This window comes from Streptomyces flavotricini (genome assembly GCF_020639365.1).
Classification (GTDB): Bacteria; Actinomycetota; Actinomycetes; order Streptomycetales; family Streptomycetaceae; genus Streptomyces; species Streptomyces flavotricini.
Genome location: NZ_JAINUL010000001.1, coordinates 309,639 through 335,238, shown reverse-complemented (window position 1 = coordinate 335,238; position 25,600 = coordinate 309,639). Strand labels below are relative to the sequence as shown.

Below are 25,600 nucleotides of genomic sequence, written 5' to 3'. Positions count from 1 at the left end.
GCAGAGGCGCTGCACGGGCCTCCGGGACGCGGGCGGGAGACTTCCGGTATGGACGTGGAGTCGGTGGCGGTGGAGTTGTACGGGCTGCGGCCGTCGGAGTTCACCGCGGCGCGGGACGCGTACGTGGTCGAGGCGCGCAAGGCCGGCGACAAGCGGCTCGCCGCCGCGGTCGCGGCATTGCGGAGGCCGACGGTCGCGGCGTGGACGGCGGGCCTGCTGGCCCGCAACCGGCCGAAGGAGGCGCAGCGCCTCGTCCGGCTCGGTGAGGCGCTCCGTGCCGCGCACCGGACATTGGACGCCGAACGGTTGCGGAAGTTGTCGCATGATCAGCACGTGGTGATCGGTGAGCTCGCGCGTACGGCGCGCACGTTGGCCGCCGAGGCCGGGCAGAGCGTGAGCGACTCGGCGCTTTACGAGGTCGAGCAGATCCTGCACGCGGTCCTCGCGGATGCCGACGTCGCCGCGCAGTGGTCGGGGGGCCGGCTGGCCAAGGCGCCGGACACGGTGTCGGGTTTCACCGGCCTGGAGCCGTCGCCAGGCGCCGCTCCTCCTCGACCGGCACGGGCGGCCCGGCCGGACGGATCCTCGACGGAGCACGCCCGGCCACCGCAACGAGATGCGGACGGTCAGGCGGAGCGGGCGCGCCGCGGGCGTGTGGAGGCGGCCCGGGCCGAGTCGGCCGAGACCCGGGCGGAGGCGGAGCGCCTGGAAGCGGCCCGGGCCGCCGCGCAGGACCGTCTCGACCGCGCGGCCGACGCCGTGAAGGCAGCCGAGGAAGACCTACGGGCGGCGAAGGAGCGGCTGGTGACGGCCCGTGCGTCGAGCGCGGCCGAGGCAGCGGGCCTGAGGGAGGCCGGGCGTGCGGCAACCACGGCGCGAGCGAGGGCCGAGACGGCGGCCCGCAAGGTCGAGGAGCTCACCCACCGCGAGCGGTGAACACGGCGTCCGAGCCTGGGCGGGCGCCTGCCCTGCGGCGGGCGGGCCCACGACAGCCCCGTCACGCGTGCCGCCCCTCCTGGGCGAAGCGCAGCAGGAGCAGGGCGATGTCGTCGGTACGGGGGGCTCCGCCGCGGGCTTGGCCGATGAGGTCGTCCGCCAGCGCGCCCACCGCGTGGCGTTCGTCGGTTGCGGCGATGCGGGCGGCGACGGCTGCGATGCCGTCCTCCAGGTCCTCGCCGGGCACCTCGACCAGCCCGTCGGTGTACAAGACGAGCAGGCTGCCCGGCTCGAACGGGATCTCGACGGCCGTGTACGAGGCGTCCGGATCGATGCCGAGGAGCAGCCCGGGCGGCAGGCGGAGCACCCGCGCCGGGCCGCCGGCGTGGCGCAGCAGCGGGGGCGGATGGCCGGCCGTGGCCAGGTGGGCGGTGCGGGTCGCGAGGTCGATGTGGGCGTACACGCAGCTGGTGAAGAGCCCGGGTTCGAGGTCGGTCAGGAGCCGGTTGGTGCGGGCGAGGACCTCCGCCGGGTGCTCGCCGGCGGACGCGTGGACGGCTGTGCGGACCTGGCCCATGAGGGCCGCGGCGTTCACGTTGTGGCCCTGGACGTCGCCCACGGCGGCCGCGACGGTGGTGTCGTCGATCCGGATGAGGTCGTAGAAGTCGCCGCCGATGTCGAACCCGTGCGCCGCCGGCAGGTATCTGGCGGCCACTTCGAGGTGCGGGACGTCCGGTAGGACGCGCGGCAGCAGACCGGTCTGCAGACTGTGGGCGAGCTGGTGGGTGGCGTCGTAGAGGCGGGCACGGTCCAGGGCCTGGGCGATGAGTCCGGCGAGGGAGGTCAGGATCGCCCGCTCACCGGGGACGAACGGATGGTGCTGCGCGTAGGCCAGGATGAGGGTGCCGATGGGCCGGCCGGACGCGATGAGGGGCAGGAAGGCCCACGCCGCCATGCCGTCCCCGATCACGACGGCCGGGAAGGCGGCCGCGAGCTCGCCCTCCGACGCGAAGAACAGCGGCTCGCCCGTGCGCAGGCCATGGGTGCTGGCCGTGTGGACGCCGAGCGGGATGCCGTCGTAGCGGGCCATGAGCTCGGCCGGGTAGCCGCGGAAGCCGACGATGCGCAGGCGCTGCTCCTCGGCCACCAGAAGGGCCAGGGCCTGGGCGCCGAGCGCGGGGACGAGCAGGTCGGCGGCGTGCTCGACGACGTCTCGGGCGTGGACGGCCTCCGTGAGGGCGGCCGCCAGGTGCATGAGCTGGTAGAGGGCGGTGGCCCGGCTGGGTGAGGGTTCCGCGGGGGCGGCCGTCCGCGGGGCGGGCGGCGGGACGGGCTCGTCGGCGGCGACCGGGGTGATGCGGACGCTGATCCCCGTGTCGTCCGGGTAGAGGTCGAAGCGCAGGTAGCGGCCGACCGGGGGCGCGGCGGTGAAGCTGCGCGGCAGCCGGCTGATCGCCGCGGCCCGGTAGTGGTCCTCGATGACGGGCGTGTCCATCCAGGGCAGCGCTTCCCAGGGCAGGGCGCCGCGGAGGCGGGAGACGGGCGCGCCCAGCAGCTCGGCAGCCTCGGCGGTGATGAAGGTGATCGTGCCGTTCAGATCGAGTGCGCAGTTGCCTCCGGGCAGTCGGCGGATGAAGGCCATGGCGGCAGCAGCCTCGACGGGTCCGGGCGTGGGAGGGGGAAGCGGTCGCAGCATGACCGGCTGCGCCGGCGGCCGGACGGGGTGTCCGGTGTCGGCGGCCCTGCGCAGGTGGTTCGCGAGACGGCCGCAGGCCGAGTCCACGGCGTCGCGTTCCCGGTCGGTCAGGTGGGGCGCATGGGAACCGGGCCACAGGAGGATGAGCCCGGCCCCGGTGGGCTCCGCCGCCGCGGGCGCCGGGTCGGGGACGAGCGGGGCGGCGGCGAGGGCGAAGTCGTACGGCAGGACGAGGCCGAGGCGCGGGTAGCGCCGGGCCGTCTCCTCCTGGCCGCCCAGCCAGACGAACCGCCCGTCGCGGACCGCGTCGGCCACCGGGATGGAATCGTCCACGACGACCCGGGACCAGGGCAGCGCGAACTCACGGGCCAGACCGAGGGTCATCGCCAGGTGCAGGACGCGTCGGGCGGGGTCGGGCAGGTAGAGCATGCCGATGGACGCCCCCGCGGCCGCGCAAGCCCGGACCAGGGCCTCGCCGAGTGCCCGCTGATCGGCCCCCTCGGCCCCCTCGGCCCCGTCGACGCCCTCGGCGGTCCCGGGCGGCGGCTCGGCCCCCTGGTCACGCCCTGGAAGGTCTCGCACCCGTCCATCGTCCCCCCCACGCGCCGCCCGCGCGCCGCTACGCCCCACCCCGGCGAGCCCGCGGCCGCCCGCCTCCCGCCGTGTGCGATCGGACGGTTACCTGGCGTCACGTATGGGGGTGAAGGGGGCAGGGGGCTACAGTCCGCATGACCGGGACGCAATGGCCCCGGGCGTGGCCCGGCCCGGGTCGATGTCAGTGTGGTTTGGCAGCATCACGGCATGAGTGATCTTGTGACGGACCTGTTCGATCCCGGCAACGCCTGGAGCACCCGTACGCGCGAGCGGTTGACCGGCCTGTCGCCCGAGTTGGGTGAGCTGGTCGTACACCTGGGGACATCCGACGGGTTCTGGAACTGGCGGTACAAGGTCGACGCCGCCTGGAAGCGCCGGGCGAAGGTGCTGCTCAAGGCGGACGGCGCCGATGAGCTGGTGCGTTACGCGGTGCAGGAGTTGGCCCGGGGAGGGTCGTTCCACGACATGGACGACCCCGAGCACGCGATCCGCGAACTCGGGATGATCAAACCTGCTTCGCGGGCGCGCGGTCTTGCGATCGGCTTCCTCCTCGCCGCCGGCTGGCTCCGCCGGGACAGCGAGGGGCTGAGCGCCGATCTCGCCGCGGTCGCCCGTAAGAACGCCCAGGCCATGGACACTTACCACCGGGTGGACCACGAGATCGCGGGCGCGGCCTTCGCGGCGCTCGGCGACCTGCCCGGCCCGGAGGCGATGGAGGAACTGTGGGCCCTGCACTACGACGTCGCCCGCGCCCTGCACCCGCAGAAGGTCCTGGTGAAGTCCGTGAAGAAGGCCGCCGCGCGGCTCGGAGTCCCCGCGCACGAGCTCGCCGAGCGCACCGTACCGCGGCACGGGCTCGAGCGTGACGGGACTTTGACGGTCGGCTGGTTCGGGAAGGGGGTGCTGTGGTGGAACGCCTCGGTCGACGCGGTCGTCACCCTGCACGACACCGGACAGGTCACCGTCGACTGGGCCGAAGGTGACCACGTCACCCGCACGACGGCCCCGTTCCGTTCCCCGGCCGGTTACAAGACGCCGATGCGGGCCGACAGCGTGACCTTGGTCCGGCGCTACGCGCAGAACGTCGGCAAGACCCTGGCGGAGGAGCGGCAGCGGCTGGGAGCACTGGCCGGTGGGACGCGGACCTGGCTGTGGACGGATTGGGTCCGGTACTACCGGGACCACCCGGTCACGGGCGTGGCCACACGCGCACTGGCCTGGGAGTACCGGCTCCCGAACGAGACCGCTTACCGCCCCCTGCCCCCGGACTTCTACGCCGTGCCCGCCGCGACGGAGGTGCGGCGGCGCCCCGACGAAGGAGCCGTGCCAGAGCCCGTGGCGGGGTGAGGCGCCGCCGGGGCGGCGCGGCAGCCCCCACCGCCCTGCTCGGCGGCTTCCGGCTCGTCGAAGAGGCCCGCGCCGCCGCACACCCCGGTCTCGGCAAGGGTGAGTTCGACGCGCTCGGCAGCCTCGCGGTCACCGGCGAGCGCGGCGGCGATGGAGCGGACCTGCTCGTAGCCGGTCATGGCGAGGAAGGTCGGGGCCCGGCCGTAGGACTTCATACCGGCGAGATAGACGCCCTGCTCGGGGTGGAAGAACGGTCTCCCATCACCTGAAGAAGCTGCGGGAGGCGGGCCCGCTGTCCTCCGAGCGGCGCGGCACCTGGGTGTACCACCGGGTCGAGCCCGCGGTGCTCGCCGCCATGGGACAGCTCCTGACCCGCGCGGCCGCCGTATGAGCATCGCCATCGCGCCGCTGGCCGAAGCGCACGCGGATGAGGTCCTGGCGATCTATCAGGCGGGGATCGACGAGGGCGACGCCACCTTCGAGACCACCGCCCCGACGTGGGAGGCGTTCGCGGCGGGCAAGCTGCCGCCGCTGCGTCGCCCTCGGCAAGGACGGCGAGAACAAGGTCCTGGGCTGGGTCGCGGCGAGCACGGTCTCGGACCGGTGCGCGTACGCGGGTGTGGTCGAGCACTCCGTCTACGTCCACCCTGCCGCCCGCGGGCAAGGGGTCGCCATGCGCCTTCTCACCGCGCTGATCGGCTCGACCGAGGCCGCGGGGATCTGGACGATCCAGTCCGGCATCTTCCCCGAGAACCGCGCGAGCCTGGCCCTCCATCAGCGGGCCGGCTTCCGGATCATCGGCACCCGCGAGCGCATCGGCCGCCATCACGGCGTCTGGCGCGAGGTCGTACTGCTGGAACGTCGCCGCAGCCCGAACGTGGGGTGAGAGCCCGTCCGGGCGCCGAGGCGCCCGGGACGGGGTCGCGGAAGGTTCGGCCGAGGTCGTAGCCGTGGCCCTAGGCCGAGGGCGTCGCGGAGCCCGTCTCGCCGCGCAGGAAGATGACCGCCACCAGCGCCAGGCCCACCACCGCGCCCACCAACTGCACACCGACGAACGCCGGGACCGAGGCCGGGGCGATGCCCGCGAACGTGTCGGTGAAGGCGCGGCCGATGGTGACGGCCGGGTTGGCGAAGGAGGTGGAGGAGGTGAACCAGTACGCGGCGCCGATGTACGAGGCGACGGCGACGGGGGCGAAGCGGAGCCGGTCGGTGCGGGCCAGGCCGAAGATCAGCAGGACCAGGCCGGCGGTGGCCACGAGCTCGCCGAGGAGGAGGTTTCCGGCGGAGCGGTCGTGCGTGGACCACTTGACCAGCGGTTCGCCGAACATCGCGTCGGCCAGGATCGCGCCCGCGATCGCGCCGGCGATCTGCGAAGGCACGTAGACGGCGAGCTCGCGGGCGGTGACGCCGGCGCCGCCACGGCGGGCGGTCCACCATTCGGCCAGCGTCACGGCCGGGTTGAAGTGCGCGCCGGACACCGGGCCGAGGAGCGCGATGAGGACGCCGAGCCCGAAGACGGTGGCGGTGGAGTTGGCCAGCAGCTGAAGTGCCACGTCCTGGGTGAGCTTCGTGGCCTGGATGCCGGAGCCGACGACGACCGCGACGAGGGCGGCGGTGCCGACCAGTTCGGCGGCGGCGCGGGCGATCAGCGGGGTGCGGGGCGGGGTCGCGCCGGGTGCGGGCCGGGGCACTTCGGCAGATATCGGGGTGTCGGCGGGCCGGGTGGCGGTCAAGGCTGGTTCTCCTCGGGCAGGTGAGGCAGGGCGGGCAAAGGCCACGAAGGCTATGGACAGGACCGCTTGAGGTTCGCCTCCGCGGTGGCCCGCGCGCTCCGGGCGAGGTCGGCGAACTGACCGGCGAGGGCTTCGATGACCTCCGGGCGCAGGCGGTAGTAGACGTACCTCCCGCACGGCTCCGTATCCACGACCCCCGCCTCCCGCAGCACCTTCATGTGGTTGGAGAGGTTCGTCTGCTTGGCGCCCGTCTCCTCCACGAGGTGAGTGGTGCAGAGCGTCTCGCGGGCGAGCAGGGTCACGATCTTGAGCCGGAGCGGGTCGGCCAGAACCCGGATCAGATCAGTGTCGACTGACGTCATCATGGGCTGATACTGTCACATCAGCTGGGGCTGACACCAGCCCAAGCTGACCTCGCGGTCTCCTCCGTGGGCACGCACCACGCGGGCGAGGTGGCGCAGCACATCGCCCCCCGGCACTTCTCCACCGCAGCTGACCCCCAAGGAAGAACAGATGTCCTCCGCTCCTGCCGCTCCTGCCGCCTCCGTCCTGTTCGTCTGCATCCACAACGCGGGCCGCTCCCAGATGGCGGCGGGGTTCCTGCGCCACCTTGCCGGCGACCGCGTCGAGGTCCGCTCCGCCGGCTCCGTGCCCGGCGAGCAGATCAACCCCTCCGCCGTCGCCGCCATGGCCGAGCTGGGCATCGACATCTCCGACCAGAAGCCGAAGGTCCTCACCCCCGAGGCCGCCCAGGCCTCGGACTACATCATCACCATGGGCTGCGGCGACGCCTGCCCGTACTTCCCCGGCAAGACCTACCTCGACTGGCAGCTGGAAGACCCGGCCGGCCAGGGCGTCGAGGCCGTCCGCCCCATCCGCGACGAGATCAAGGTCCTCGTCGAGGGCCTGATCGCAGAGATCGACGCCAAGAAGCAGGGCTGATCCCGCGCCCGGCCCCTCTCCACGGAGCGGGAGCAGCTCGATGGGGCCCGGTACGGCAGCAGGGCCCGGACCGCGCGTAGCGGTCCGGGCCCTGCCCGTGCGGTATCGCCCTGCGGCGACGGTGCGTCAGCCCTGGGCGGTGTCATCGCCCGTCTGCCCGCCGCCCTCGGCCGCGCCTGCCTTCTCGCGCATCTTGCGCACCAGCTCCGCCTTCCGGTCGGCAGCGTTCTGGCGGTCGCGGTTGCGATGCGGACCGTTGTTCTGCCGTTCGGCGCGGGACAGCTTCTTGCGCTGGCCGCCACCCTGGCCCACGGGGTTGTTGATGTTCTTGCTGTCGGTCACGGGTTCTCCCGGTGGTGATGTGAAGTGATCTACGGATTCATCGGTGGGGGACGGGCGGCGACGTCGAAGGACGTCAGCAGGGGCCCATCACGCCCTCACTCGTAAATCGGCCTCTGGAAGAACATGACAAAGACGTTACCCGGTCCCGCAGGCCACGCACGCCAACCCTTGCGCCGCCCCGGGGGAGGGGGGAACATCCGGTCGCGGCCGTGCAGCGGATTCGAGGCAGAAGGAACTCGGTCCGCAGGCCGAGCGTGCCCGCCACGCGCGTCGGCCACCCCCTCGCCACCATGCACAACCTCACCCTGACACGGTGAACCAGCAGCTCAAGCACCACCCTGGCCTGCCCGAGACGAACCTTCTGCTACACCCTTCAGGGGGCGGGGAGGAATTCGGCGACGAGGACGGCGAACTCCTCCGGGTCGAGGATGCGGATGCCCAGTTCCTCGGCCTTGGTGCGCTTGGAGCCGGCCTTCTCGCCCGCCACCACGAGGGTGGTGCGCTTGGACACCGACGAGGATGCCTTTCCGCCGGCCCGCTCGATCAGCTCGTTCATCTCGTTCCGGGACAACACCGCGAGGGGGCCGGTCATGGAGCCGGTGACCACGACGGCCTGTCCGGCCAGCGGGCCGCCCGCCGACGCCTCGCCAACGGTCGCGCCGGTCGCGTCACTTGCGTCACTCGCGTCGGTCGGGGGCTTCTGCGGCTCGGTGACCTGTGTCCCGACCTGCTGGGCCTGGAGTTTGTCGAGGAGCGGGGCGAGTTCGACGAGTTCGGCCGCGATGATGCGGGCCTTCTCGGTGCCGATGCCGTCGACCTCGGCCAGCGCTTCCGCGTCGGCGGCCCGGATCGCGGCCATCGAGCCGAAGTGCGCGGCGATCCGGCGGGACATCGTGCGCCCGGTACCTCGGACACCCAGGGCGCAGAACACGCGGTTCAACGCGGCCCCGCGGGCGGTCTCGATCGCGGCCAGGAGGTTGGCGGCGCTGGTCTCGCCCATGCGCTCCAGACCGAGGAGCTGCTCGCGGGTCAGCGTGAACAGGTCGGCGACGTCCCTGACCAGACCGGCCTCCACCAGCTGGATCGCGCGCGTGCCGCCGAGACCTTCGATGTCGAGCTGGTCCCGGCCGGCCGCGTAGATCACCGAGGCCACGGCCTGGCAGCTCCGGCCGCGCACGCACCGCCACCGCTGCTCGGAGGTGTCGATCGCGTCGCCACAGCGCGGGCACGCCTCGGGGAAGACGATCGGGCTCTCGGCGCCGGTGCGCTGGTCGACCAGCGGTGCCTCGACCCGGGGGATCACGTCGCCGGCGCGGTACACGAAGACCTGGTCGCCGATCATGAGCCCGCGACGGGTGATGTCGGACGGATTGTGCAGCGTGGCGTAGGTGACCGTCACCCCGTCGATGACCACGGGCTCCAGGACGGCGCGCGGGGCGATGATCCCGGTCCGGCCGACGTTCCACTCCACCGCCAGCAGGCGCGTCACCTTGTGTTCGGCCGCCAGTTTCCGGGCCACCGCCCACCTCGGGGCGCGCGAGCCGTTGCCGGCCTGCCGCTGGTCCTCGGCCGTGTCGGCCTTGACGACGACACCGTCGATCCCGAACGGCAGGTCCGCGCGCAGGCCGGCGATCACGTCGATACGTTCCTGCACCTGCTCCACGGTCTCGCACCGCATCGGGGCGGCGGCCGTGCTGGCGGCCGTGTTCGCGCCGAGCGCGGCCAGATTCTCCAGCAGGGCCAGGTGGCCGAGGTCGTCCAGGCCGATCGCGCTGTAGGCGAAGAAGGTCAACTCGATGCGGTAGGGGCGGTCCTTGGCCCGCAGTGTGCCGGCCGCTCCGCTGCGCGGGTGCGCGAAGGGCGTGGCCTCGTGGGTGAGCCGGATCCGGTTGGCCTCCTCGAACTGCGCGGTCGTCAGGAGCACCTCGCCGCGCAACTCGACGTCGATCGGCTTGGTGAGCACCGGCGGCAGACCGAGGACGGCGTCGGCGGCGTGGGTGATGTCCTCCCCTGCCAAGCCGTCGCCGCGGGTGAGGACCTGAACGAGCCGACCACCCCGGTACCGGGCGGCCACCGCGAGACCGTCGAGCTTCGGTTCCACGCACCACCCGGCCACAGGGTGCCCGAGACGCCGTTCCAGGCCCGCGGCCCACTCCGTGAGCTCGCCGGCGTCGAAGACGTTGTCGAGGGAGAGCATCGGCACCGAGTGCGGCACGTCACCCTGCACGGCCCCGCCCGCCACCTTCCCGGTCGGCGACTCGGCGAGCACCTCGTCCGGGTGGGCCTCCTCGTAGGCCGTGATGGCGCGCAGCAACCCGTCGTACTCGTCGTCACCGAGCGGGGTGGACCCGTCCCCGTAGTACGCGGCCGAGGCCGCCAGGGCGGTGGTCACGGCCTCCACGTAGGCGGCAGGAGAGAGCAGGGCGTTGTTTTCGGTCATGACGGTCATCATGCTGCCCCGCACTGACAACGCCACCGCTCGACCCCGCCGCGCCACGGCGCGCAGCCGGGCACCGCCGCGGCACGGGGCGGGGAAGGCAGCGGCCGCTGACCGGCACCACCCTCCCGGCCGATCACCGGGGGACCGAAGCCGGCTCTCGCCGCGTCGCGTGGTCGTACACCGTGAACTGCGCAGATGCCGCCGTTCCGACATGTGGCGCGATCCCTGCCGGCCAGCCGAAGGAAGGTAGTGTCGTCCGGCCACCGACGGCAATCGGACCGTCTCTTCAACCCAGGGGAACCACCATGACTGATCTGAACTCGCTGCGGGCAAGCCTTGCGTCAGGTGAGCACGAGTTCGCCGACACCCTGGCCTTCGTCGCCGCGCACTACGACTATCAGCCACAGGCGTTCCGCAACGGGGAGCTGGAGAATGCCGCGGGTACGAACGAGGGCTCCTGCAAGACGCTGGGACTGGCCCTGCTGGAAGGCCTGAGCGATCAAGAGACGCTGCTGGCCTTCGGCGAGCACTACCGCAGCGTGCTGGCGACGCCGGACGACAGCGATCACGGGAACATCCGCAACCTCATGGCCCATGGTCTGCACGGGGTGAAGTTCGCCGGGCCGCCGTTGGCCCGCAAGAGCTGAACAGCGAAAGGCCGTGGGTGGCAGGCTCCGACGTCGCATCCCGCGGTCGAGGGCCCTGCTCGATCACATCCCGGTGGCCAGCCAGATGGTGACGGCCGCGGTCACGGTGAGTCCGGCGTTGAGTGCGATGCGGCGGTCTTCGCCGATCAGGTGGACGGTGATCGCGCCGGTCTGCAGGAGTACGAAGCCGATGGCCGCGGCCGGTGCCAGCGAGGGGGCGATGCCGGTCAGCGGCGGCAGGATCAGGCCCGTCGCGCCGAGGATTTCCACCGTCCCCAGCGCCCTGACGGCAGGCAAGGGCATGTGGTCGACCCAGGCCATCATCGGCCGGAGCCGATCGCGGGTGCGGGTCACCTTGAGTGTGCCCGCGTAGAAGCAGAAGAGCGCGAGCAGTCCCGCGACGATCCCATAGGCGATGTTCATGGTTCCCGTTCATGGTCCGCCGGTGCACGGGGGACCCGTCGATGTTGGCCCGTGGCGTCAGCGGCCGGCCGCCGGCGAGCTCCGGGCAGACCCAGGCGCCGTTCGACGAGACCGCCCTGACGGTGCGTGCACTGCGGACCGGTCCGGTCGGGGTGGTCCTGCGCGCCGATGATCCGCCGGCCCGCCGCGACGGCCTGCGGCTGGCCGAGCTGAGCGACCGCCGCTGGTTCCAGTTCCCGCCGGGCACCGACCCCGTCCGGCAGTCGTACTGGAACGGCGGCAGGCCGCGCGAGGGCCCCGTGGTGCGCGCCGTCCAGGAGTGCCTGCAAGCCGTGCTGTGGAACGGCACGGTCGGCCTGGCCCCGCTCGGACACGACCTGCCCGCGGAGCTGGCCGTGGTACCGCTGCTCGACATGCCGCCGAGCCGAGTGGTGGCGGTGTGGAACGAGGGCGACACCAACCCGCTGATCCGATCCTTCGTCGAGACCGCGACGACCGCGTACCGTCGCTGAGCACCGGCAACCGGTGCTGCCGCAGCCCGTGTCGGGCGGGCCGGCGGCCAGCTCCGGTGCGTCGCGCCCTCAGTTCCGCCGGTTCCGTACCGCGAGCACCGCGCTGACCAGCCCGGCCATCCCGCCGCCGATCAGCGGGGCGGCCTGCCCCGAGGCCTTGTGGTCCACCGCGTAGAAGCCGAGCCAGACGAAGGCCACGCCGAACCCCACGACGATCGCGTACTCCAGCAGCCGGAAGCCGTAGCCCGTCCACTGGTCCAGGCGCTCCTGTCGCAACTGGCGTTCCACCAGGGCGCGCCGCCACGCGAGGTGGTCCGGTTCGATCTCCTTCCACTTCGACGCCTCATCCGCATGGGGGAAGGAGGGCATGACACTCGGGGCCGGCGCTGCGGGCGCGGCCGACGCGCCAGCCGCCTCCGGTACGGGGGTGGCGGGGTCCTGCTCACGCATCGATGCCCCCCTTCCGGTTCGGGCGGGGCGAGGCGGCTGCCAGCCGCTGGTCGACCCGCAGCAAGGACTCCTCCACGGACCGCTCGGCCGCCTCGCGGCGGGCGGCGAGCTCCTGCGGCGACCACGGCGGCGGCGGTACCAGCGAGAGCCGCGACCGCAAGGGGTGCCGGGATCCCTCCCGCCGTACGGTGGCACGCACTTGGTGCCCGAGTGCGAGCAGCCCGAGCACGAAGGCCATCCACGGCAGCACGGCGGGCCAGAGGGAGGCCGCCGCGAGGGATCCGGCGTAGTCCACCACCGGGCGCGCCAGCAGAACGCACATCGCGACCAGGGCCAGCAGGAGCACGGCCGCCACGAACAGGGCGCTGTTGCCGCCGGACGCCGTGGTCGGGGGAGGGTGCAGGGGGCCGGGCATGGCCCGCGGCGCGGCCTCGGGCACGGCTTGCGACACGGGCTCGGGCACGGCCTGCGCGCGGGCGTAGTCGCGGACGGGCGCGGGGGTCGCGGGCCTGGGCGCCGGCATGGCATGTGGCGGGGCGTCCTCGCCGACGGGCGCAGAAGGGTTCAGGATCTGCCAGGCCTGGGGGAGCGTGAGGCGGGCCGCGGGGTCCTTCCGCAGGAGCCCATCGATCAGCGGTTCCAGTGACCGGGCGCGCTCCATCGGTGGGGGCGGCTGGTTCAGGATGGCGGTCAGGACGGCTGCGGGGGAGTGACCGCGGAACGGCGAGATCCCCTCGACAGCCTCGTACAGCGTGATCCCGAGGGCGTACAGGTCGCTCGCCGGCTGTTGGGGGAGTCCCCGGATCCGCTCCGGCGCGAGGTAGTCCACCCGGCGTACGAGCCGGCTGGGTGCCGCCGGTTCGTCGTCCCCGTGGTCCCCGGCGCGGGTGGCGGTCTCGGGGTCGATGAGCAGGGCCACCCTGTCGCCGTCCAGCATCACGTTCTCCGGGCGGACCGCGCCGTGCACGAACATCGCCTTGTGCGCTGCCTGCAGCGCGACCAGCAGGGCGGTGGCGATGCGTGCGGCCTCCGGCGTGCTCAGAGGCCCCCGCTCTTCGAGGCGGGCCGCCAGCGATTGCCCTTCGGTGAACTCCATGACGGTCCAGAGGCCGGGGCCGTCGACCACCAGGTCGTGGACGGGCACCAGGTTCGGATGCCGGGGTGATCCAGCCGTCCAACGGACCTGCCGTTCCGTCCACCGCAGCCAGTTCCCGAGCTCGGCGTCCGTCAGCGTCCAGGGCGCCCGTAACTCCCTGGCCACCACGCGGGTGCCGAGGAGCTCGTCGTACGCCTCCCACGTCCGCCCGGATCCGCCGGAACCCATCGGGCGCACGAGACGGTAGCGGCCCCCGAGTACGGGACCTGCTCCCTCTGGGCCTGCCATGCTCCCCCACTCGGTCTCACCCCTGCGGACGCACGCAGCGTACGGAATCCAGGAGGGGCGCGTGGGGCCATCGATCGAATCCGTGGCGTCGATGTGTCCTGGGGGCGGGTGCGCGGGCGACGGCCGGCCATACGTATGATCTTCGCTTTCTCCCCAGTGAAGGTCGAGGAATCAACGATGCCACCCCGTAAATCCCCCGGCAGACATGCCGGTTGGGTCGCCAGTGCGGTCGCGGCGGTCCTTTTGGTTCCGGCGATCGGTACTCCCGCCGAGGCGGCTCCCGGAGACCCGGCGGCCGCGTCCTCCTTCAACCTCAAGTCCGGACCCGATCTGAGCGGTCAAGTGGCCGCTCTGAAGGCGGCCTTGCCCACGCAGGGCGTCCAGGACCTGCTCGACCAGGGCAACCGGGTCGCGAAGACGGGCGCGTCCTGCACCACGGACCCGTTCGGTTCGGGCGACGACGGCAAGGTGCTCGCTCCCGCCAAGAAGCTCTGCTGGGATCCGGGCGACTCCGCCACCGAGGAATGGATCCCTCAGGGCATGACGGGTGTCTCGGACGCCCAGACCGACGAGCTGTGGGGCTCGCGCAAGCCACTGGTCACCGCCTGGTACGACAAGGCCGGCGGCAAGGGCGTGCGGCTGTCCTTCCTCGACCCGCAGACCGCGATACCGGGCGACCCCGACGGCCGGCGTTACCGGCACGTCCTGCTGGTGGAGCCGTACTACAACAGCTACGACCACGTCTCCTACAAGGCGGTCGACATCCACGCGGGCGGCATCGCCTGGTACAAGTACTACCTCTACGTCGCGGACACCCTGAACGGCCTGCGGGTCTTCGACATGCGTTCCATCCTGGACCTGAACCCGGACCAGAACGCATCGGTGGACGACACCACGCTGGACGGCCTGAAGAGCAACGTCCGCGACGAGACCCAGATCGGCCGGCAGAACAACGTCTACTACGGCCACACGTACCGGTACGTCATGCCGCAGGTGGCCTCGTACAAGTTCGTCAGCGCCCAGGGCAATTCCTCTGCGGCGACCTGCGCGGCCACCGGGGCGCCGAAGGCGTCCTACATCTCCGTCGACCGCAGCGACTCCGCCGCTCCGGCTCTGATCATGGGCGAGTACTGCGACTCCGACGACACGCACCCCGAGAAGGGGCGGGTCGGCGCACTGCCGGTCGACGACGCCACCGGCCTCCTGAAGTCGGCAGGCGGCGTGGTCGGCGCAACGGGCGCCTTCTACCTGCCCCGCGACCTCACCCAAGGCGCGGCACGCTACGACGGCGTGTACTACTTCAACCGCAGCTGGACCACCCACAGCGGCAGCCTGCGCCGGGCGACGGTTTCCGGGGGCCGTCTGGTGGACTACGGCGCCAACATCACCAACGCGGTCGGTCCGGAGGACCTGTCCTTCGAGCACGGTCAGGGCGTGCCGGGCGGCGGTACGCGGTACCTGTGGTCGCTGACCGAACACCGCATGGACGCCACGGACCCGACCTGCACGGACTCCGGTTCGCCCTGCGGCCGGGTGATCTACGCGCACCGTGCGACCGACATCCTGGCCCGGCCTTGAGCCGCCGCAGCGGCCGCTGAGGCGCCCCGGCACAGGTGAAGGGCCCGGATCCATTCGAGGATCCGGGCCCTTCACCTTCAGTAGCGGGGACAGGATTTGAACCTGCGACCTCTGGGTTATGAGCCCAGCGAGCTACCGAGCTGCTCCACCCCGCGTCGGTGAACCCCACCTTACGGCACGACCGCACCGCGCTCCGACCGGATTCCACTGCCCCGTACCGGGCAGGGTGGACCGTATGGATCACCTCACCAGGCTCGGCGTCTTCAGGAGCGAGGCGGAGGCCTTCGACGACGCCGTACGGCGGGCGGCCGGCGGCGGCCGCGAAGCCCCGCCGGTGCCGTCCTGCCCCGGCTGGTCGGTCGCCGACCTCGTCGGCCACCTCGGCAGCGTCCAGCGCTACCTCGCGCACATCCTCCGGGAGCGGCACACGGAACCGCCGGACCCCACGGACCTCGCCCTCTACGCACTCCCCGAGGACCCGGCGGTACGGGCCGCCTGGCCCCGGCACGACGCGACACCGCACCGCGGCCCCGTCCCCGAGGAGCTCTTCGACTGGTCGGCCGCCGCCGCCCGGGAACTGGCGGAGGCGCTGCGCGAGATGGGACCGGACGTACCGGTGTGGAGCTGGTCGGCGGAGCGGACCAGCGGCTTCTGGTTGCGCATGCAGACCATCGAACAGGCCGTCCACCGCTGGGACGCGGAATCCGTCACCGGCGACCCGGCCCCCTTCGATCCCGCCTTCGCCACGGACGCGGTCGCCCAGACCTTCGAGTTCATGGCCCCGGCCCGGCGCGGCTGGAAGCCGGCCCCGGCGGGGAGGGGGGAGCGCTACCGCTTCCGCCGCACCGACGGCCCCGAGTCCTGGACGCTGGAGTTCACCGGCGCCGGGGTGCGGCTGGAACCGGACGGCACCGGACCGGTGGGCGTCGAGGCCGCGGGCACGGCCTCCGAACTGACCCTGTTCCTCTGGCAACGGCTCCCCGCCACCGGCCTGGACGTCACCGGTGACGGGGCACTCCTCGAGCACTGGTTCACCCTCGTTCCGCCGGCCTGAACCCGGCCGCGATCAGGGGCGCGTGCTCTCGGGCCGGCCGAAGCGGGTCACCGTCAACGGCCCCCGGCCCCCGGCCCCCGGCCCCCGGCCTTCGGTCGCCGGCCCCCGGCCTTCGGTCGCCGAGCACCGCGCGCGGCGACGCGGCGCGGTCGCCGCGGGTGCGGCAAGGTCGGTCAGCTGCCGCCGACTGCCCGGCCGATGCCCGTCCAGCCGTTCGGGCCGGACGGGTCGCCGCCGTTCCACAACCAGACGGAGGCGCCGCCGTCGGGGTCGGCCAAGACGTAGTCGGCGTGGCCGTCGCCGTTGAAGTCCGCGAAATGGACCCTGCTGTGGTCGGCGGTGACACCAGTGGCGATCTCGCCGACCGGCTCCCAGCCGTTGGAGCCGGTCACGTCGCCGCCCCGGTTGCGGTAGAGGTCGACTCCGCCGCCGGGCTTGATGAAGTGGTAGTCGGCCTTGTTGTCGCCGTCGTTGTCCGCGAAGCGCACCCGATTGCGGTCGTTGACGGCGGTGGTGACCCGTCCTATGGGCTGCCAGCCCCGGCTGCCGGAGGTGTCGCCGCCCCTGTTGAGGTAGACGTCGAGGTTGTTGGAGTCGTTGAACAGCAGGTAGTCGGTGCGGCCGTCGCCGTCCCAGTCGGCGAAGCGGACCTTGGTGAGGTCCTGGGTCAAGCCGGTGGCGACCCGGCCGATCTCCTGCCAGCCGGTCTGGCCGGCCTTGTCGCCGCCCTTGTTGATCCAGGCGTTGACCGAACCGTCGGTGTTGACGACGAGGTAGTCGAAGCGGCCGTCGCCGTCGAAGTCGGCCAGCCGTACGCGCCGGCGTTCGGTGGTGGTGCCCCGGGCGACCTGGCCCAGATCCTGCCACTCGGCGCTGCCGGAAGTGCTGCCGGCCCGGTTGAGACGGACGAACACCCTGCCGTCGTCCGCGATGGTCACGTGGTCCGGCCGGCCGTCGCCGTCGAAGTCCGCCCACCGCACGCGCCCGTCCGCTCCCGACTCGTTCCCGGCACGTGAGACGTACGGCCGGCTCGTCCATCCGCCCGCCACCGCCTCGTCGATCGCCGGCCGGTACGCGGCGGCCATCTTCCGGTACCCGGAGTCGGAGGGGTGCAACTGGTCGGGCAGTTCGGCCGGGTTGTCCATCCGGGGCGGAGGCACGTAGCGGAACCGCTGTCCGGCCGCCTGCCGAGGTGCCTCCTCGGCCTGGACCACGGCGTTGAACGCCGAGGTCTGCTGCTCCCACCCCGGCGTGTCGGTCAGGAGTCCCTGGACGATGACCGCGGCATAGGGATTGTTGGTCCGTATCCGGTCGACGAGGGCGAGCAGTTGGTGCGCGGTGTCCACCGGGTCGGCCTGGTGGTGGCGGATGTCGTTGATGCCCAGATGGATCAGCACCACGTCCGGGCCGGCAGCGGCCTGCCACCGGTCGATACCGGACCGGATCCCCGGGACGGTGTATCCGCTGTGTCCTTCGTGGTCGGCGTCGCCTGCCCCGCCGGAGGTTCCCGAGCCCACGAAGTCGGGGACGTAACGGGTCTGCTGGGCCAGCAGGTTCCAGAGCGGGCCCCGGTACCCGGAGCCGTCGGAGCTGCCGGCGCCGAGAGTGATGGAGTCGCCGAGCGGCATGATCCTCACCGCTTGCGGACCGGCTGCCGGCTCCGCGACGGGGGCGGCGCCGGCCGGGACCGGACCGCTCAGAAGCGTGGCGGCGGCCGTGGCGGCGCAGAGGAGGTAGGCGGTGCGTTTGTTCATCAGGGGTTGCCTTGTCTCAGGGGTGGCGCGGGCACGCGTCGTTGCAGAACCCGGAGGGGCCGGTGGCGGCACCGGGCCTCTGCTCGTGCTCGGCAGCCATTGTGCTGGACGCACCGCGGAGCTCCGCTCGCCGCAGGTCACCACCCTTGCCCCCGCCCCTGTCCCTTCCCGGACAGCCGGACGGCATCACGGGCCTGCGCCCGGCAGGCTCAGTGGCCGGTGCGGATCTCGTCGATGCGCTTGGCCAGAGCATCCGTCTCGGCGATGAGCCGTGCGTGCGCCTTCTTCTGCTCCGCTCCACCCTGCGCCTTGAACGCCGCGCTGAAGTGGGGTTGGAGCTGGGTCCACCAGCCGTAGTCCAGCATGGCCCACGCCTGTGGGCACAGGGGGGCGCGGGTCTTGGGGAGGTAGCCGCTGTCGACCAGGGAACGCCGGTACTTCTTCGGGTCACTGCCGTCCAGGTAGCAAAGGAAGTTGAAGGCCCGTTGCTGGGTCACGGGGTGGTCGCTCGCCAAGCCTTCCAGGGTCGGCCGGCCTTCTTTCCGGGCGAGCTCGTCGAAGAGGATCGCGGCAGCCAGCGAGGGGCCCGGCCCGACCTCGTTGACGGTGTAGAAGGACGCGAAGCCGTCAGCCGCGTCCTCTTCGAGGCCGAGGTTGGCCAGGAGGAGCTGACGTTGCAAGGCGTGGCCCATCTCGTGTCCGAAGACGAACTCGGTCGACAGTACGGTCAGATCGTCGGTGTTGTACTCGGACGCGGGGAACGGGGCGGGCCGTTCGACGGACTTCACCACGTCGGCGAGGGTCTTCTCGATCTCGGTCAGGAACGACGGCGGGATGAAGATGGTCCTGCCGTCGGGCTGGGTGACGGCGTCGGTGACGCCGGGCGGTACGTCGGCGGTGACCTTGACGGTCATGTCGTGCGGGAGGACGAGCGTTCTGTTCACCCAGTCGGCCGACCGCTCCAGCACACGGGAGTTCCGGATCAATGCCACGGCCTCCCGGTCCTCGGGTCTGACCGTCCGGGTCTCGTAGACGACGGTGACCCTGCCGGAGCGCGCCGCCTGCAGGTGAGGTCCCGCTCCCGGCCCCTGCCAGGCGTCGCGGGCGTCGCCGCCGCACCCGGTCAGAACGACCCCGGCGAGGACCAGCACGCCTGACAGCACGAAGTGCGCCCTCGTCGAATGACCGGCGGTGTTCGGCATCCTTGGCCAGCTCCCGTCGCGTGTTTCCCCACCGATCCTCCGGCCACCCGCAGGTGGGTGCCCGTCGAGCCGTCCGTTCGGGGGACGCACTCGTTCGCCGGTTCGGGACGCGCACCGGCGTCGTGGGGAATTCGTGCCGGTCCGGTGATGCGCCTGCCGCGGTCTCGATGGAAGGCGCCGCCGCCGATGAGGAAGGAATATCTGTGCCCGCGAACTGAGATTTCGACAAGCCCAGCGAGAAGATTTGTTTCCGCGGTACTCGGCTTTAAAATCCTCAATCCCCCACCGGCCGCCGCGGCGTGCTACTGTCGATCTCGGTTGCAGTTTTGGTACCCAAAAATCTTCGAGTGCCTCCGATCGGCCTCCGCGTCGATGGAAGCGCTTAATATTTCCGGACGTTTTCCGGGCGGGGCATCATCGCGGCGACACGGTGTCCGTGCAGTGCGGATCCCGATGTACTGCCCCCAAGGAGACATGCATGCCGGCTGGCACAGTGAAGTGGTTCAACGCCGCCAAGGGTTTCGGCTTCATCGAGCAGGACGGCGGCGGCCCCGACGTTTTCGCCCACTTCTCCAACATTGCCGCCCAGGGCTTCCGTGAGCTGGCCGAAGGCCAGAAGGTCACCTTCGACATCGCGCAGGGACAAAAGGGCCCGACGGCCGAGAACATCCTTCCCGCCTGACGGCGGCGCGCACTCTGTAGCTGGGGCCCGCATCCCTCGGGGTGCGGGCCCCAGCTACAGGCATCACCTCCCGCAGTGGGTTCGCCTGCGGGGATTCCCGCCAGGATGCAGAACGGGATTTCACCCCCGGCATCACCTGTTTCGGCGCCTGTGCCCGCACTGAATGCCTGTGGCCAGTTCCGTTTCCGCATTTCATTCGGCCCGTTCTTGCGATTCCCCGCGCTGTTTATTCGCTGCTGGAATTCCTTGATACGCGCCGCATCAAGGAAGGTTCTGAATGAACCCCGTACGCACGAACAACCGCACCGCTCGCACCCGCAGCCGTACCGGCGGCCCCGCTTTCGGCGCCTCCGCCGGTTCCGGCCGGAGCGGCCGCTTCGGCTCCTCCGCCCCCAGCCGTTCGTCCGCCCCCCGTCGTTCGGGCGGCTACGGCCGACGACCCGCCGCGGCGCAGGGTGAGTTCGCTCTGCCGGAGACGATCACCCCCGCACTCCCTGCCGTCGAGACCTTCGCCGACCTGGACATGCCCCGGGAGCTGCTGGCCGCCCTCGGCGCGCAGGGCGTGAGCGTGCCGTTCCCGATCCAGGGAGCCACCCTGCCCAACACCCTCGCGGGCCGCGATGTACTCGGCCGCGGCCGCACCGGCTCCGGCAAGACCCTGGCCTTCGGCCTGGCACTGCTGGCTCGTACCGCCGGACAGCGGGCCGAGCCCCGCCAGCCCCTCGCCCTCGTCCTCGTACCGACGCGTGAGCTCGCGCAGCAGGTCACCGAGGCTCTGACGCCCTACGCCCGCTCGGTCAAGCTGCGCCTGGCCACCGTCGTGGGCGGAATGTCGATCGGCAAGCAGGCCGGAGCACTGCGCGGCGGGTCCGAAGTCGTCGTCGCGACCCCGGGCCGCCTCAAGGACCTCATCGACCGCGGTGACTGCCGGCTGAACCACGTCGCCATCACCGTCCTGGACGAAGCCGACCAGATGGCCGACATGGGCTTCATGCCCCAGGTCACCGCGCTCCTGGACCAGGTGCGCCCCGAGGGCCAGCGGATGCTCTTCTCCGCCACCCTGGACCGCAACGTCGACCTGCTGGTGCGCCGGTACCTGACCGACCCCGTCGTGCACTCCGTGGACCCCTCGGCCGGTGCGGTCACCACGATGGAACACCACGTACTGCACGTCCACGGCAGCGACAAGCACCGGACGACGACGCAGATCGCGGCACGCGACGGCCGGGTCATGATGTTCCTGGACACGAAGCACGCCGTCGACCGGCTGACCCAGGACCTGCTGAGCAGCGGTGTCCGGGCCGCCGCCCTGCACGGCGGGAAGTCGCAGCCCCAGCGCACCCGCACCCTCGCCCAGTTCAAGACCGGGCACGTCACCGTGCTGGTCGCCACCAACGTCGCCGCACGCGGCATCCACGTCGACAGCCTCGACCTCGTCGTCAACGTGGACCCGCCCACCGACCCCAAGGACTACCTCCACCGCGGCGGACGCACCGCCCGCGCCGGAGAGTCCGGCAGCGTCGTCACCCTCGTCACTCCGAACCAGCGCCGCGACATGAGCCGGCTCATGACCGCCGCCGGCATCGTCCCCCAGACCACCGAGGTCCGGTCGGGCGACGAATCCCTGAGCAGGATCACCGGCGCCCAGGCTCCTTCCGGCATCCCCGTCACCATCACCGCGCCGGTGTCCGAGCGGTCCGGGCGCAGCGCCACCTCCCGCGGCCGACGCGGCTCCGCCGCGAGTACCAGGCGGGCAGGCGCACGGCGTTCCGCCGATAGGGCCGCCTGAGAACCACGTGATCAGAAAGCTGACCCATCTCTGCAGGAGGCACCTTTTGACGCTGCTCCAGATGCAAGGCCGCACGGCCGAAGCCGACCCCGCGCACAGGGCGGCGGACGAGGACACGGATCAGGCCTGCCCGCGGGTCGGCGACGACATGACGGTCGAAGTGGCCCTGTCCGTCATGGCCAGCGCCCGCGCGGGACACCTGCTGGTCTGTGACGAGGACGGCCTGCGCACCGGCCTGGTCACCCCGGCCCAGCTCGCCGCCGCCCGTGACGGCGAGACGTACACGGACCGGGTCCGGCTGCGGGACATCCTCGGCGATCGCAGGCCCTTCACCTCGCCCCTCACCCGGACCGCCGGGGCGGGGGCCGGGCTCGTGCTGGGCGGCCGGCGGCTCGACGCCCTGCCCGTCGGCGACGGGCAGGGCAGTGCTCCGGGCACCCCCGGCCCGGGCCTCGCCCTCGCACGCTGAACCGCCCCGCCGCGGTCGTACCGTACTCCTCTTCCCCTGTGAGGCATCATGCGCTGTGTCATCGCCCGCTTCCCGTTCGACCTCACCAAGAGCGGCGTCCTGGAAACGATGAAGGGCATCAAGCCCGAACCGGTCACCGGTGAATCCGTGGTCATCGGCCGCCGCGTCTACCCCGTCAAGCAGGTCGGCCAGGCCGTCACCCGCCAGGACCGGCGTGACTTCAGTGCCGGCGAGGTCCTGCGGGCCATGACCCAGCTGGGATTCACGTGCCGCGGCCTTCCCCGGGCCGACGCGCCCGTGCGCGGCCTCAGCCCGCTCCAACAGGCCTCCGCGCTGCTCGGCGCCCCGGCCACCGTCTGACCGTGGCGACCGGCGCGAGCCGGCAGGACCACGGCAGAGAGGGCCCGACCGGCATGCCCCCGGTCGGGCCCTTCCGCGTCTTGGCGTACGGCGTGACGCGGTAGCCCCGCCGACAAGCCGGGTCAGGGCATTTCGTCGGGGTCGCAGCTGGCCCGGCGCAGCCCGATCGTGCGCAGGGCCCGCATCAAGGCCTCGGCGTCCCCCTCGCGCACGACGTGGACGGCGCCCTCGACGGCAAGGGCGGATACGGCACGGGGCACGTGGTCGGCGGCCGTCCGAAGCACCACCCCGCTCGGCGGGTCCAGGGAGCGAACCCCGTGGAACACGCTGAGAACGCCCGGGTCCGCGTCGAGGCTGTCGACCCCGGAGGGCAGGGACAGGACGGTGATGTCGGGGAGGAGCAGTCGGGCATGCGCGAGAGCGACGACGGGGTCGTGGGCGTGCGACAGGACCCGGAAGTGCGGATTGCGCTGGATACCGGCGCGCAGAAGCGCGAGCTGCTCGCCATCCGGCACGCCTACCACCAAGACCGTCATCACCTGCTCCATCCTGCGTTCCGGCGCGAGGTGACGCGACCCGGGAGGCGGGGACCGGGTGGGTCGGGACGGCCTGCCCGTACCGCGCATACGACGCGCAGACCACGCTGACGTGGGGTCGAAGCAGACGGTGCCGCTCGCGGGCGGCCACACTGGGGACATGAGCGAGCACCTCTCCAGCGTTGACCTGACCGGCACCGACGGCACCGGCAGCACCCCGGGGCACAGCGGCAAGCCCCAGTACCGCCACCACCTCCGGTACGAGAACCCCACCGGTGAAGCCCCGAGCGGTCAGGGGCACGCACTGCGCGCGCCCCGCGGCCTCACCGTCGTGACATGTGCCTGCGGCCTCGCCACCGAAGCGCTCCCGAGCGATGACGCCCGGCTCGTCTACGAGGAACACCGCAATGCGATCCGCGACGAGACGATGCGTGGAGGCTGAGGGCCCCGCCCGGAGGCGGGGCCGGTCACTTCACCGAACCCGCCATCACGCCCTGGACGAAGTGCCGCTGGAAGGCGAAGAAGACGACGAGCGGGACCACCAGGGACAGGAAGGCACCCGGCGCGAGGACGCCGATGTTGCTGCCGAACTGCCGCATCTGGGACTGCAGCGCGACCGTGAGCGGCTGGGACCCGCTGTCGGCGAACAGCAGCGCCACGAGCATGTCGTTCCAGACCCAGAGGAACTGGAAGATGGCCAGACTCGCGATGGCCGGCCGGCCGAGCGGCAGCACGAGCCGGAAGAAGATCCGCCACTCGCTGCCGCCGTCCATCCGGGCGGCTTCGAGCATCTCGCCCGGGATCTCGGCGAAGTAGTTGCGCAGCAGGAACACCGCGAACGGCAGCCCGTAGGCGACGTGGAACAGGACGACGCCGGCGATCGTGCCGAACAGCCCCACCGCCCCGAAGAGTTTGGCCACGGGCAGCAGCCCGATCTGCACGGGCACCACCAGCAGCCCGACGACGACCAGGAAGATGCCGTCGCGGCCCGGGAAGTCGAGCCAGGCGAAGGCGTATCCGGCCAGTGCCGCGATGCCGACGACCAGAACGGTGGTGGGAACCGAGATCAGGACGGTGTTCCCGAAGGCCTGCGCGATGCCCGAGTCCTTCAGCAGGGCGCTGTAGTTGTCGAGGGACAGCTGCGACGGATCGGCCAGCGCGGTCCACCAGCCGTCGGAGGCGTTGGCCCGCTCGGAGCGCATCGAGGAGAGGAACAGGCCCGCGAGCGGGGTGATCCATACGAGGGCGACCAGGATCAGCAGTCCCTGGACGACCGAACTGCCCAACAGGCGGGCCGGGCGGCGTCGTTCGACGGCGCTGTGGCTGCTCATGCTCCGCTCCTTCGGAAACGCCGGATGTTGAAGACCATGGCCGGGACGACCAGCAGGAGGAGCACCACGCTCAGTGCGCTGCCGAGCCCCTGGTCGTTGCCGCCTCCGAAGGAGACCAGCCACATCCGCGTGGCCAGTACGTTCGCTTCCTCCTGGACCGGCCCCGGCGCGATGATGTAGACGAGGTCGAAGACCTTCATCACGTTGATCACGAGGGTCACGAACACCACCGTGAGGACCGGAGCGAGCAGCGGGACGGTGATCCTGCGGAAGATCTGGCCCTCGCCGGCCCCGTCCATCCGCGCCGCCTCCAGCGCGTCGCGCGGGATCGCCGCGAGTCCGGCGCCGATCAGGACCATCGCGAAACCGGTCCACACCCACAGGTAGGCGCCGATGATGGCGGGCGTCACCAGTGCCGGGCCGAGCCAGTTCACGCCCTGGTAGGGGGCCGCGAAGTTGGCCGCGGGCAGCCGCACGGAGTACTCGCCGTCGGCCAGCCCGGTGAGACGGAACGACCCGTCGTCGGCGGCGGTCGTGGTCGCGGCGACCCGGCCGTCCCGTACGGCCTCGACCGTCATGCCGGGCAGGCCCTTCTCGCCCGGGTCCACCCTGCCCGGTGTGCCCGCGCCGCCGGGGGCGAAGTCGAGGTACACGACGCCCGCTATCCCGTCCGCGGCCGGGGCCGGCGCGGCAGCGGCCTTCGCGCCGGCGGGTACTGCGTCGGGTGCCACCCCGACGAAGCCGAGACTGACCGAGCCCCCGGTCCGTACGCCCTTCTCGGTGCTGTACGGGCCGCCCGCCCGGCCGGTCAGGCCCTGGCCCTCCCGGATGCGGGCCGTCGGATAGGCGGCGGCGTCGTCGAAGGTGTCGTGGACGCCGACGGCGACCGCGTTGAGCACGCCCCGGTCCGGGTCCTGCTCGTAGGCGAGGCGGAAGACGATGCCCGCGGCGAGGAACGACACGGCCATCGGCAGGAAGAGCACCAGCTTGAACGCGGTCGCCCAGCGCACCTTCTCGGTGAGCACGGCCAGCATCAGGCCGAGCCCGGTCAGCAGGAGGGGGGCGACGACGACCCAGATGGTGCTGTTGCGGATCGCCTTGAGGGTGGCCGGGTCGTGGACGATCGCCGCGTAGTTGCCGACCCCGACGAACCGGTCGCCATCGGCGTCGAAGAGGCTGCGGCCGACGGAGAAGACGACCGGGTAGACGACCAGCGCACCGAGCAGCAGCAGGGCGGGCAGTACGAAGAGGATCGCGAGGCGGCGCTTTCTCCGCCGGGCCAGGCGCCGCGGGTCCGCCGGGCGGCGGGCGGTACGGGTGCCGGCGGTGCTGCTGCTCTTGGCAGTCCCGCTGTCGGCCGTCCCGCTGTCGGCGGTCAGGGTGTCAGCCATGGTGGGCC

At 72.0% G+C, this 25,600-nt stretch carries 24 protein-coding genes, 1 tRNA gene and 4 pseudogenes; 14 read left to right on the top strand and 15 right to left on the bottom strand.

The features are described from left to right. Positions 1–48 precede the first annotated feature (48 nt). Complete coding sequence (locus tag K7B10_RS01730) at positions 49–936, top strand: hypothetical protein (protein ID WP_229334173.1); 888 nt, start codon at positions 49–51, stop codon at positions 934–936. Positions 937–997: 61 nt separating this feature from the next. On the opposite strand, the gene K7B10_RS01725 is transcribed toward K7B10_RS01730, so the two are convergent. Further along, positions 998–3,214 (bottom strand): PP2C family protein-serine/threonine phosphatase, encoded by a 2,217-nt coding sequence (locus K7B10_RS01725; RefSeq protein ID WP_308284457.1) that lies wholly within the window; start codon positions 3,212–3,214, stop codon positions 998–1,000. Positions 3,215–3,433: 219 nt separating this feature from the next. Here K7B10_RS01725 and K7B10_RS01720 point away from each other — a divergent pair, with 219 nt between their 5' ends. Next, on the top strand, positions 3,434–4,573 hold the full coding sequence (locus K7B10_RS01720) for a DUF4132 domain-containing protein (protein WP_229334172.1): 1,140 nt from the start codon (positions 3,434–3,436) through the stop codon (positions 4,571–4,573). On the opposite strand, the pseudogene K7B10_RS01715 reads toward K7B10_RS01720, so the two are convergent. Then, positions 4,498–4,818, bottom strand: a pseudogene (locus K7B10_RS01715) (flavoprotein); the annotation flags it as partial. The gene K7B10_RS01720 and the pseudogene K7B10_RS01715 sit on opposite strands and share 76 nt — an antisense overlap. A 5-nt stretch (positions 4,819–4,823) precedes the next feature. On the opposite strand from K7B10_RS01715, the pseudogene K7B10_RS01710 reads away from it, so the two are divergent. Together K7B10_RS01710 and K7B10_RS01705 are read left to right on the top strand one after the other, a co-directional pair. Continuing rightward, positions 4,824–4,964, top strand: a pseudogene (locus K7B10_RS01710) (transcriptional regulator); the annotation flags it as partial. Next, positions 4,961–5,459 (top strand): annotated as a pseudogene (locus tag K7B10_RS01705) (GNAT family N-acetyltransferase). The pseudogenes K7B10_RS01710 and K7B10_RS01705, both read left to right, overlap by 4 nt. Before the next feature lie 70 nt (positions 5,460–5,529). Here K7B10_RS01705 and K7B10_RS01700 read toward each other — a convergent pair. Further along, positions 5,530–6,306, bottom strand: coding sequence for an aquaporin (locus tag K7B10_RS01700; protein ID WP_229334170.1), 777 nt, complete (start codon positions 6,304–6,306; stop codon positions 5,530–5,532). 50 nt (positions 6,307–6,356) lie between these two features. Then, positions 6,357–6,671, bottom strand: a complete 315-nt coding sequence (locus K7B10_RS01695; RefSeq protein WP_229334169.1) for an ArsR/SmtB family transcription factor — start codon at positions 6,669–6,671, stop codon at positions 6,357–6,359. A 148-nt stretch (positions 6,672–6,819) separates the two neighbouring features. Between K7B10_RS01695 and K7B10_RS01690 the strand changes: the two genes are divergently transcribed. Then, positions 6,820–7,248 (top strand): arsenate reductase ArsC, encoded by a 429-nt coding sequence (locus K7B10_RS01690; protein ID WP_229334168.1) that lies wholly within the window; start codon positions 6,820–6,822, stop codon positions 7,246–7,248. Positions 7,249–7,374: 126 nt separating this feature from the next. Here the strand turns inward: K7B10_RS01690 and K7B10_RS01685 are convergent, their stop codons facing one another. Together K7B10_RS01685 and ligA are read right to left on the bottom strand one after the other, a co-directional pair. Then, the gene (locus K7B10_RS01685; protein ID WP_229334167.1) at positions 7,375–7,590 is read right to left on the bottom strand and encodes a DUF6243 family protein; all 216 of its coding nucleotides are present in this window, start codon (positions 7,588–7,590) and stop codon (positions 7,375–7,377) included. Positions 7,591–7,963: 373 nt separating this feature from the next. Further along, positions 7,964–10,039, bottom strand: a complete 2,076-nt coding sequence (gene ligA / locus K7B10_RS01680) for an NAD-dependent DNA ligase LigA (protein ID WP_229344690.1) — start codon at positions 10,037–10,039, stop codon at positions 7,964–7,966. A 296-nt stretch (positions 10,040–10,335) separates the two neighbouring features. On the opposite strand from ligA, the gene K7B10_RS01675 reads away from it, so the two are divergent. Then, the gene (locus K7B10_RS01675) at positions 10,336–10,677 is read left to right on the top strand and encodes a HopJ type III effector protein (RefSeq protein WP_229334166.1); all 342 of its coding nucleotides are present in this window, start codon (positions 10,336–10,338) and stop codon (positions 10,675–10,677) included. A gap of 63 nt (positions 10,678–10,740) precedes the next feature. Here K7B10_RS01675 and K7B10_RS01670 read toward each other — a convergent pair whose 3' ends face one another. Continuing rightward, positions 10,741–11,100, bottom strand: coding sequence for a DoxX family protein (locus tag K7B10_RS01670; protein WP_229334165.1), 360 nt, complete (start codon positions 11,098–11,100; stop codon positions 10,741–10,743). An 89-nt stretch (positions 11,101–11,189) separates the two neighbouring features. Between K7B10_RS01670 and K7B10_RS01665 the strand changes: the two are divergent. Continuing rightward, positions 11,190–11,612 (top strand): annotated as a pseudogene (locus K7B10_RS01665) (LysR substrate-binding domain-containing protein); the annotation flags it as partial. Between the two features lie 69 nt (positions 11,613–11,681). On the opposite strand, the gene K7B10_RS01660 reads toward K7B10_RS01665, so the two are convergent. Both K7B10_RS01660 and K7B10_RS01655 read right to left on the bottom strand, forming a co-directional pair. Continuing rightward, the gene (locus tag K7B10_RS01660; protein ID WP_229334164.1) at positions 11,682–12,062 is read right to left on the bottom strand and encodes a hypothetical protein; all 381 of its coding nucleotides are present in this window, start codon (positions 12,060–12,062) and stop codon (positions 11,682–11,684) included. Beyond that, a complete protein-coding gene (locus tag K7B10_RS01655) occupies positions 12,055–13,446 on the bottom strand; it encodes a serine/threonine-protein kinase (protein ID WP_267501308.1) in 1,392 nt (463 codons plus the stop codon). Before K7B10_RS01655 ends, K7B10_RS01660 begins: the two co-directional genes overlap by 8 nt. Before the next feature lie 342 nt (positions 13,447–13,788). On the opposite strand from K7B10_RS01655, the gene K7B10_RS01650 reads away from it, so the two are divergent. Beyond that, the gene (locus K7B10_RS01650; RefSeq protein ID WP_229334162.1) at positions 13,789–15,024 is read left to right on the top strand and encodes a hypothetical protein; all 1,236 of its coding nucleotides are present in this window, start codon (positions 13,789–13,791) and stop codon (positions 15,022–15,024) included. Between the two features lie 81 nt (positions 15,025–15,105). On the opposite strand, the gene K7B10_RS01645 is transcribed toward K7B10_RS01650, so the two are convergent. Further along, positions 15,106–15,179: transfer RNA gene (locus K7B10_RS01645), tRNA-Met, on the bottom strand. Between the two features lie 80 nt (positions 15,180–15,259). Between K7B10_RS01645 and K7B10_RS01640 the strand changes: the two genes are divergently transcribed. After that, entirely contained in the window at positions 15,260–16,078 is an 819-nt protein-coding gene (locus tag K7B10_RS01640; protein ID WP_229334161.1) for a maleylpyruvate isomerase family mycothiol-dependent enzyme, read from the top strand. Between the two features lie 173 nt (positions 16,079–16,251). Here K7B10_RS01640 and K7B10_RS01635 read toward each other — a convergent pair whose 3' ends face one another. Both K7B10_RS01635 and K7B10_RS01630 read right to left on the bottom strand, forming a co-directional pair. Further along, positions 16,252–17,832 carry an FG-GAP-like repeat-containing protein gene (locus K7B10_RS01635; RefSeq protein ID WP_229334160.1) on the bottom strand — a complete coding sequence of 527 codons (1,581 nt, stop codon included), beginning with the start codon at positions 17,830–17,832 and terminating at the stop codon, positions 16,252–16,254. 209 nt (positions 17,833–18,041) lie between these two features. After that, the gene (locus K7B10_RS01630) at positions 18,042–19,034 is read right to left on the bottom strand and encodes a DUF4344 domain-containing metallopeptidase (RefSeq protein WP_229334159.1); all 993 of its coding nucleotides are present in this window, start codon (positions 19,032–19,034) and stop codon (positions 18,042–18,044) included. Between the two features lie 478 nt (positions 19,035–19,512). On the opposite strand from K7B10_RS01630, the gene K7B10_RS01625 reads away from it, so the two are divergent. From K7B10_RS01625 to K7B10_RS01610, 4 genes are all read left to right on the top strand, one after another. Next, positions 19,513–19,716: a cold-shock protein gene (locus K7B10_RS01625; RefSeq protein WP_229334158.1), complete on the top strand. Its 204-nt coding sequence runs from the start codon at positions 19,513–19,515 to the stop codon at positions 19,714–19,716. 277 nt (positions 19,717–19,993) lie between these two features. Beyond that, positions 19,994–21,505, top strand: a complete 1,512-nt coding sequence (locus K7B10_RS01620; protein WP_229334157.1) for a DEAD/DEAH box helicase — start codon at positions 19,994–19,996, stop codon at positions 21,503–21,505. A 46-nt stretch (positions 21,506–21,551) separates the two neighbouring features. Next, positions 21,552–21,974: a CBS domain-containing protein gene (locus tag K7B10_RS01615; protein WP_372481349.1), complete on the top strand. Its 423-nt coding sequence runs from the start codon at positions 21,552–21,554 to the stop codon at positions 21,972–21,974. Between the two features lie 48 nt (positions 21,975–22,022). After that, entirely contained in the window at positions 22,023–22,334 is a 312-nt protein-coding gene (locus K7B10_RS01610; RefSeq protein WP_229334155.1) for an SCO5918 family protein, read from the top strand. Positions 22,335–22,456: 122 nt separating this feature from the next. Here K7B10_RS01610 and K7B10_RS01605 read toward each other — a convergent pair whose 3' ends face one another. Further along, entirely contained in the window at positions 22,457–22,870 is a 414-nt protein-coding gene (locus tag K7B10_RS01605) for a response regulator (RefSeq protein ID WP_229334154.1), read from the bottom strand. Between the two features lie 160 nt (positions 22,871–23,030). On the opposite strand from K7B10_RS01605, the gene K7B10_RS01600 reads away from it, so the two are divergent. Then, a complete protein-coding gene (locus tag K7B10_RS01600; RefSeq protein ID WP_229334153.1) occupies positions 23,031–23,312 on the top strand; it encodes a hypothetical protein in 282 nt (93 codons plus the stop codon). Between the two features lie 25 nt (positions 23,313–23,337). Here K7B10_RS01600 and K7B10_RS01595 read toward each other — a convergent pair whose 3' ends face one another. Both K7B10_RS01595 and K7B10_RS01590 read right to left on the bottom strand, forming a co-directional pair. Then, complete coding sequence (locus K7B10_RS01595; RefSeq protein ID WP_229334152.1) at positions 23,338–24,201, bottom strand: carbohydrate ABC transporter permease; 864 nt, start codon at positions 24,199–24,201, stop codon at positions 23,338–23,340. Then, positions 24,198–25,592, bottom strand: coding sequence for an ABC transporter permease (locus tag K7B10_RS01590; protein ID WP_229334151.1), 1,395 nt, complete (start codon positions 25,590–25,592; stop codon positions 24,198–24,200). Before K7B10_RS01590 ends, K7B10_RS01595 begins: the two co-directional genes overlap by 4 nt. Between the last annotated feature and the right edge of the window lie 8 nt (positions 25,593–25,600).

Coding starts and splice junctions, on each gene's coding strand:
- K7B10_RS01730 (WP_229334173.1), top strand. CDS start 49: ATGGACGTGGAGTCGGTGGCGGTGGAGTTGTACGGGCTGCGGCCGTCG.
- K7B10_RS01720 (WP_229334172.1), top strand. CDS start 3,434: ATGAGTGATCTTGTGACGGACCTGTTCGATCCCGGCAACGCCTGGAGC.
- K7B10_RS01695 (WP_229334169.1), bottom strand. CDS start 6,671: ATGATGACGTCAGTCGACACTGATCTGATCCGGGTTCTGGCCGACCCG.
- K7B10_RS01690 (WP_229334168.1), top strand. CDS start 6,820: ATGTCCTCCGCTCCTGCCGCTCCTGCCGCCTCCGTCCTGTTCGTCTGC.
- ligA (WP_229344690.1), bottom strand. CDS start 10,039: ATGACCGTCATGACCGAAAACAACGCCCTGCTCTCTCCTGCCGCCTAC.
- K7B10_RS01675 (WP_229334166.1), top strand. CDS start 10,336: ATGACTGATCTGAACTCGCTGCGGGCAAGCCTTGCGTCAGGTGAGCAC.
- K7B10_RS01670 (WP_229334165.1), bottom strand. CDS start 11,100: ATGAACATCGCCTATGGGATCGTCGCGGGACTGCTCGCGCTCTTCTGC.
- K7B10_RS01660 (WP_229334164.1), bottom strand. CDS start 12,062: ATGCGTGAGCAGGACCCCGCCACCCCCGTACCGGAGGCGGCTGGCGCG.
- K7B10_RS01655 (WP_267501308.1), bottom strand. CDS start 13,446: ATGGCAGGCCCAGAGGGAGCAGGTCCCGTACTCGGGGGCCGCTACCGT.
- K7B10_RS01640 (WP_229334161.1), top strand. CDS start 15,260: ATGGATCACCTCACCAGGCTCGGCGTCTTCAGGAGCGAGGCGGAGGCC.
- K7B10_RS01635 (WP_229334160.1), bottom strand. CDS start 17,832: ATGAACAAACGCACCGCCTACCTCCTCTGCGCCGCCACGGCCGCCGCC.
- K7B10_RS01630 (WP_229334159.1), bottom strand. CDS start 19,034: ATGCCGAACACCGCCGGTCATTCGACGAGGGCGCACTTCGTGCTGTCA.
- K7B10_RS01625 (WP_229334158.1), top strand. CDS start 19,513: ATGCCGGCTGGCACAGTGAAGTGGTTCAACGCCGCCAAGGGTTTCGGC.
- K7B10_RS01620 (WP_229334157.1), top strand. CDS start 19,994: ATGAACCCCGTACGCACGAACAACCGCACCGCTCGCACCCGCAGCCGT.
- K7B10_RS01610 (WP_229334155.1), top strand. CDS start 22,023: ATGCGCTGTGTCATCGCCCGCTTCCCGTTCGACCTCACCAAGAGCGGC.
- K7B10_RS01605 (WP_229334154.1), bottom strand. CDS start 22,870: ATGACGGTCTTGGTGGTAGGCGTGCCGGATGGCGAGCAGCTCGCGCTT.
- K7B10_RS01600 (WP_229334153.1), top strand. CDS start 23,031: ATGAGCGAGCACCTCTCCAGCGTTGACCTGACCGGCACCGACGGCACC.
- K7B10_RS01595 (WP_229334152.1), bottom strand. CDS start 24,201: ATGAGCAGCCACAGCGCCGTCGAACGACGCCGCCCGGCCCGCCTGTTG.
- K7B10_RS01590 (WP_229334151.1), bottom strand. CDS start 25,592: ATGGCTGACACCCTGACCGCCGACAGCGGGACGGCCGACAGCGGGACT.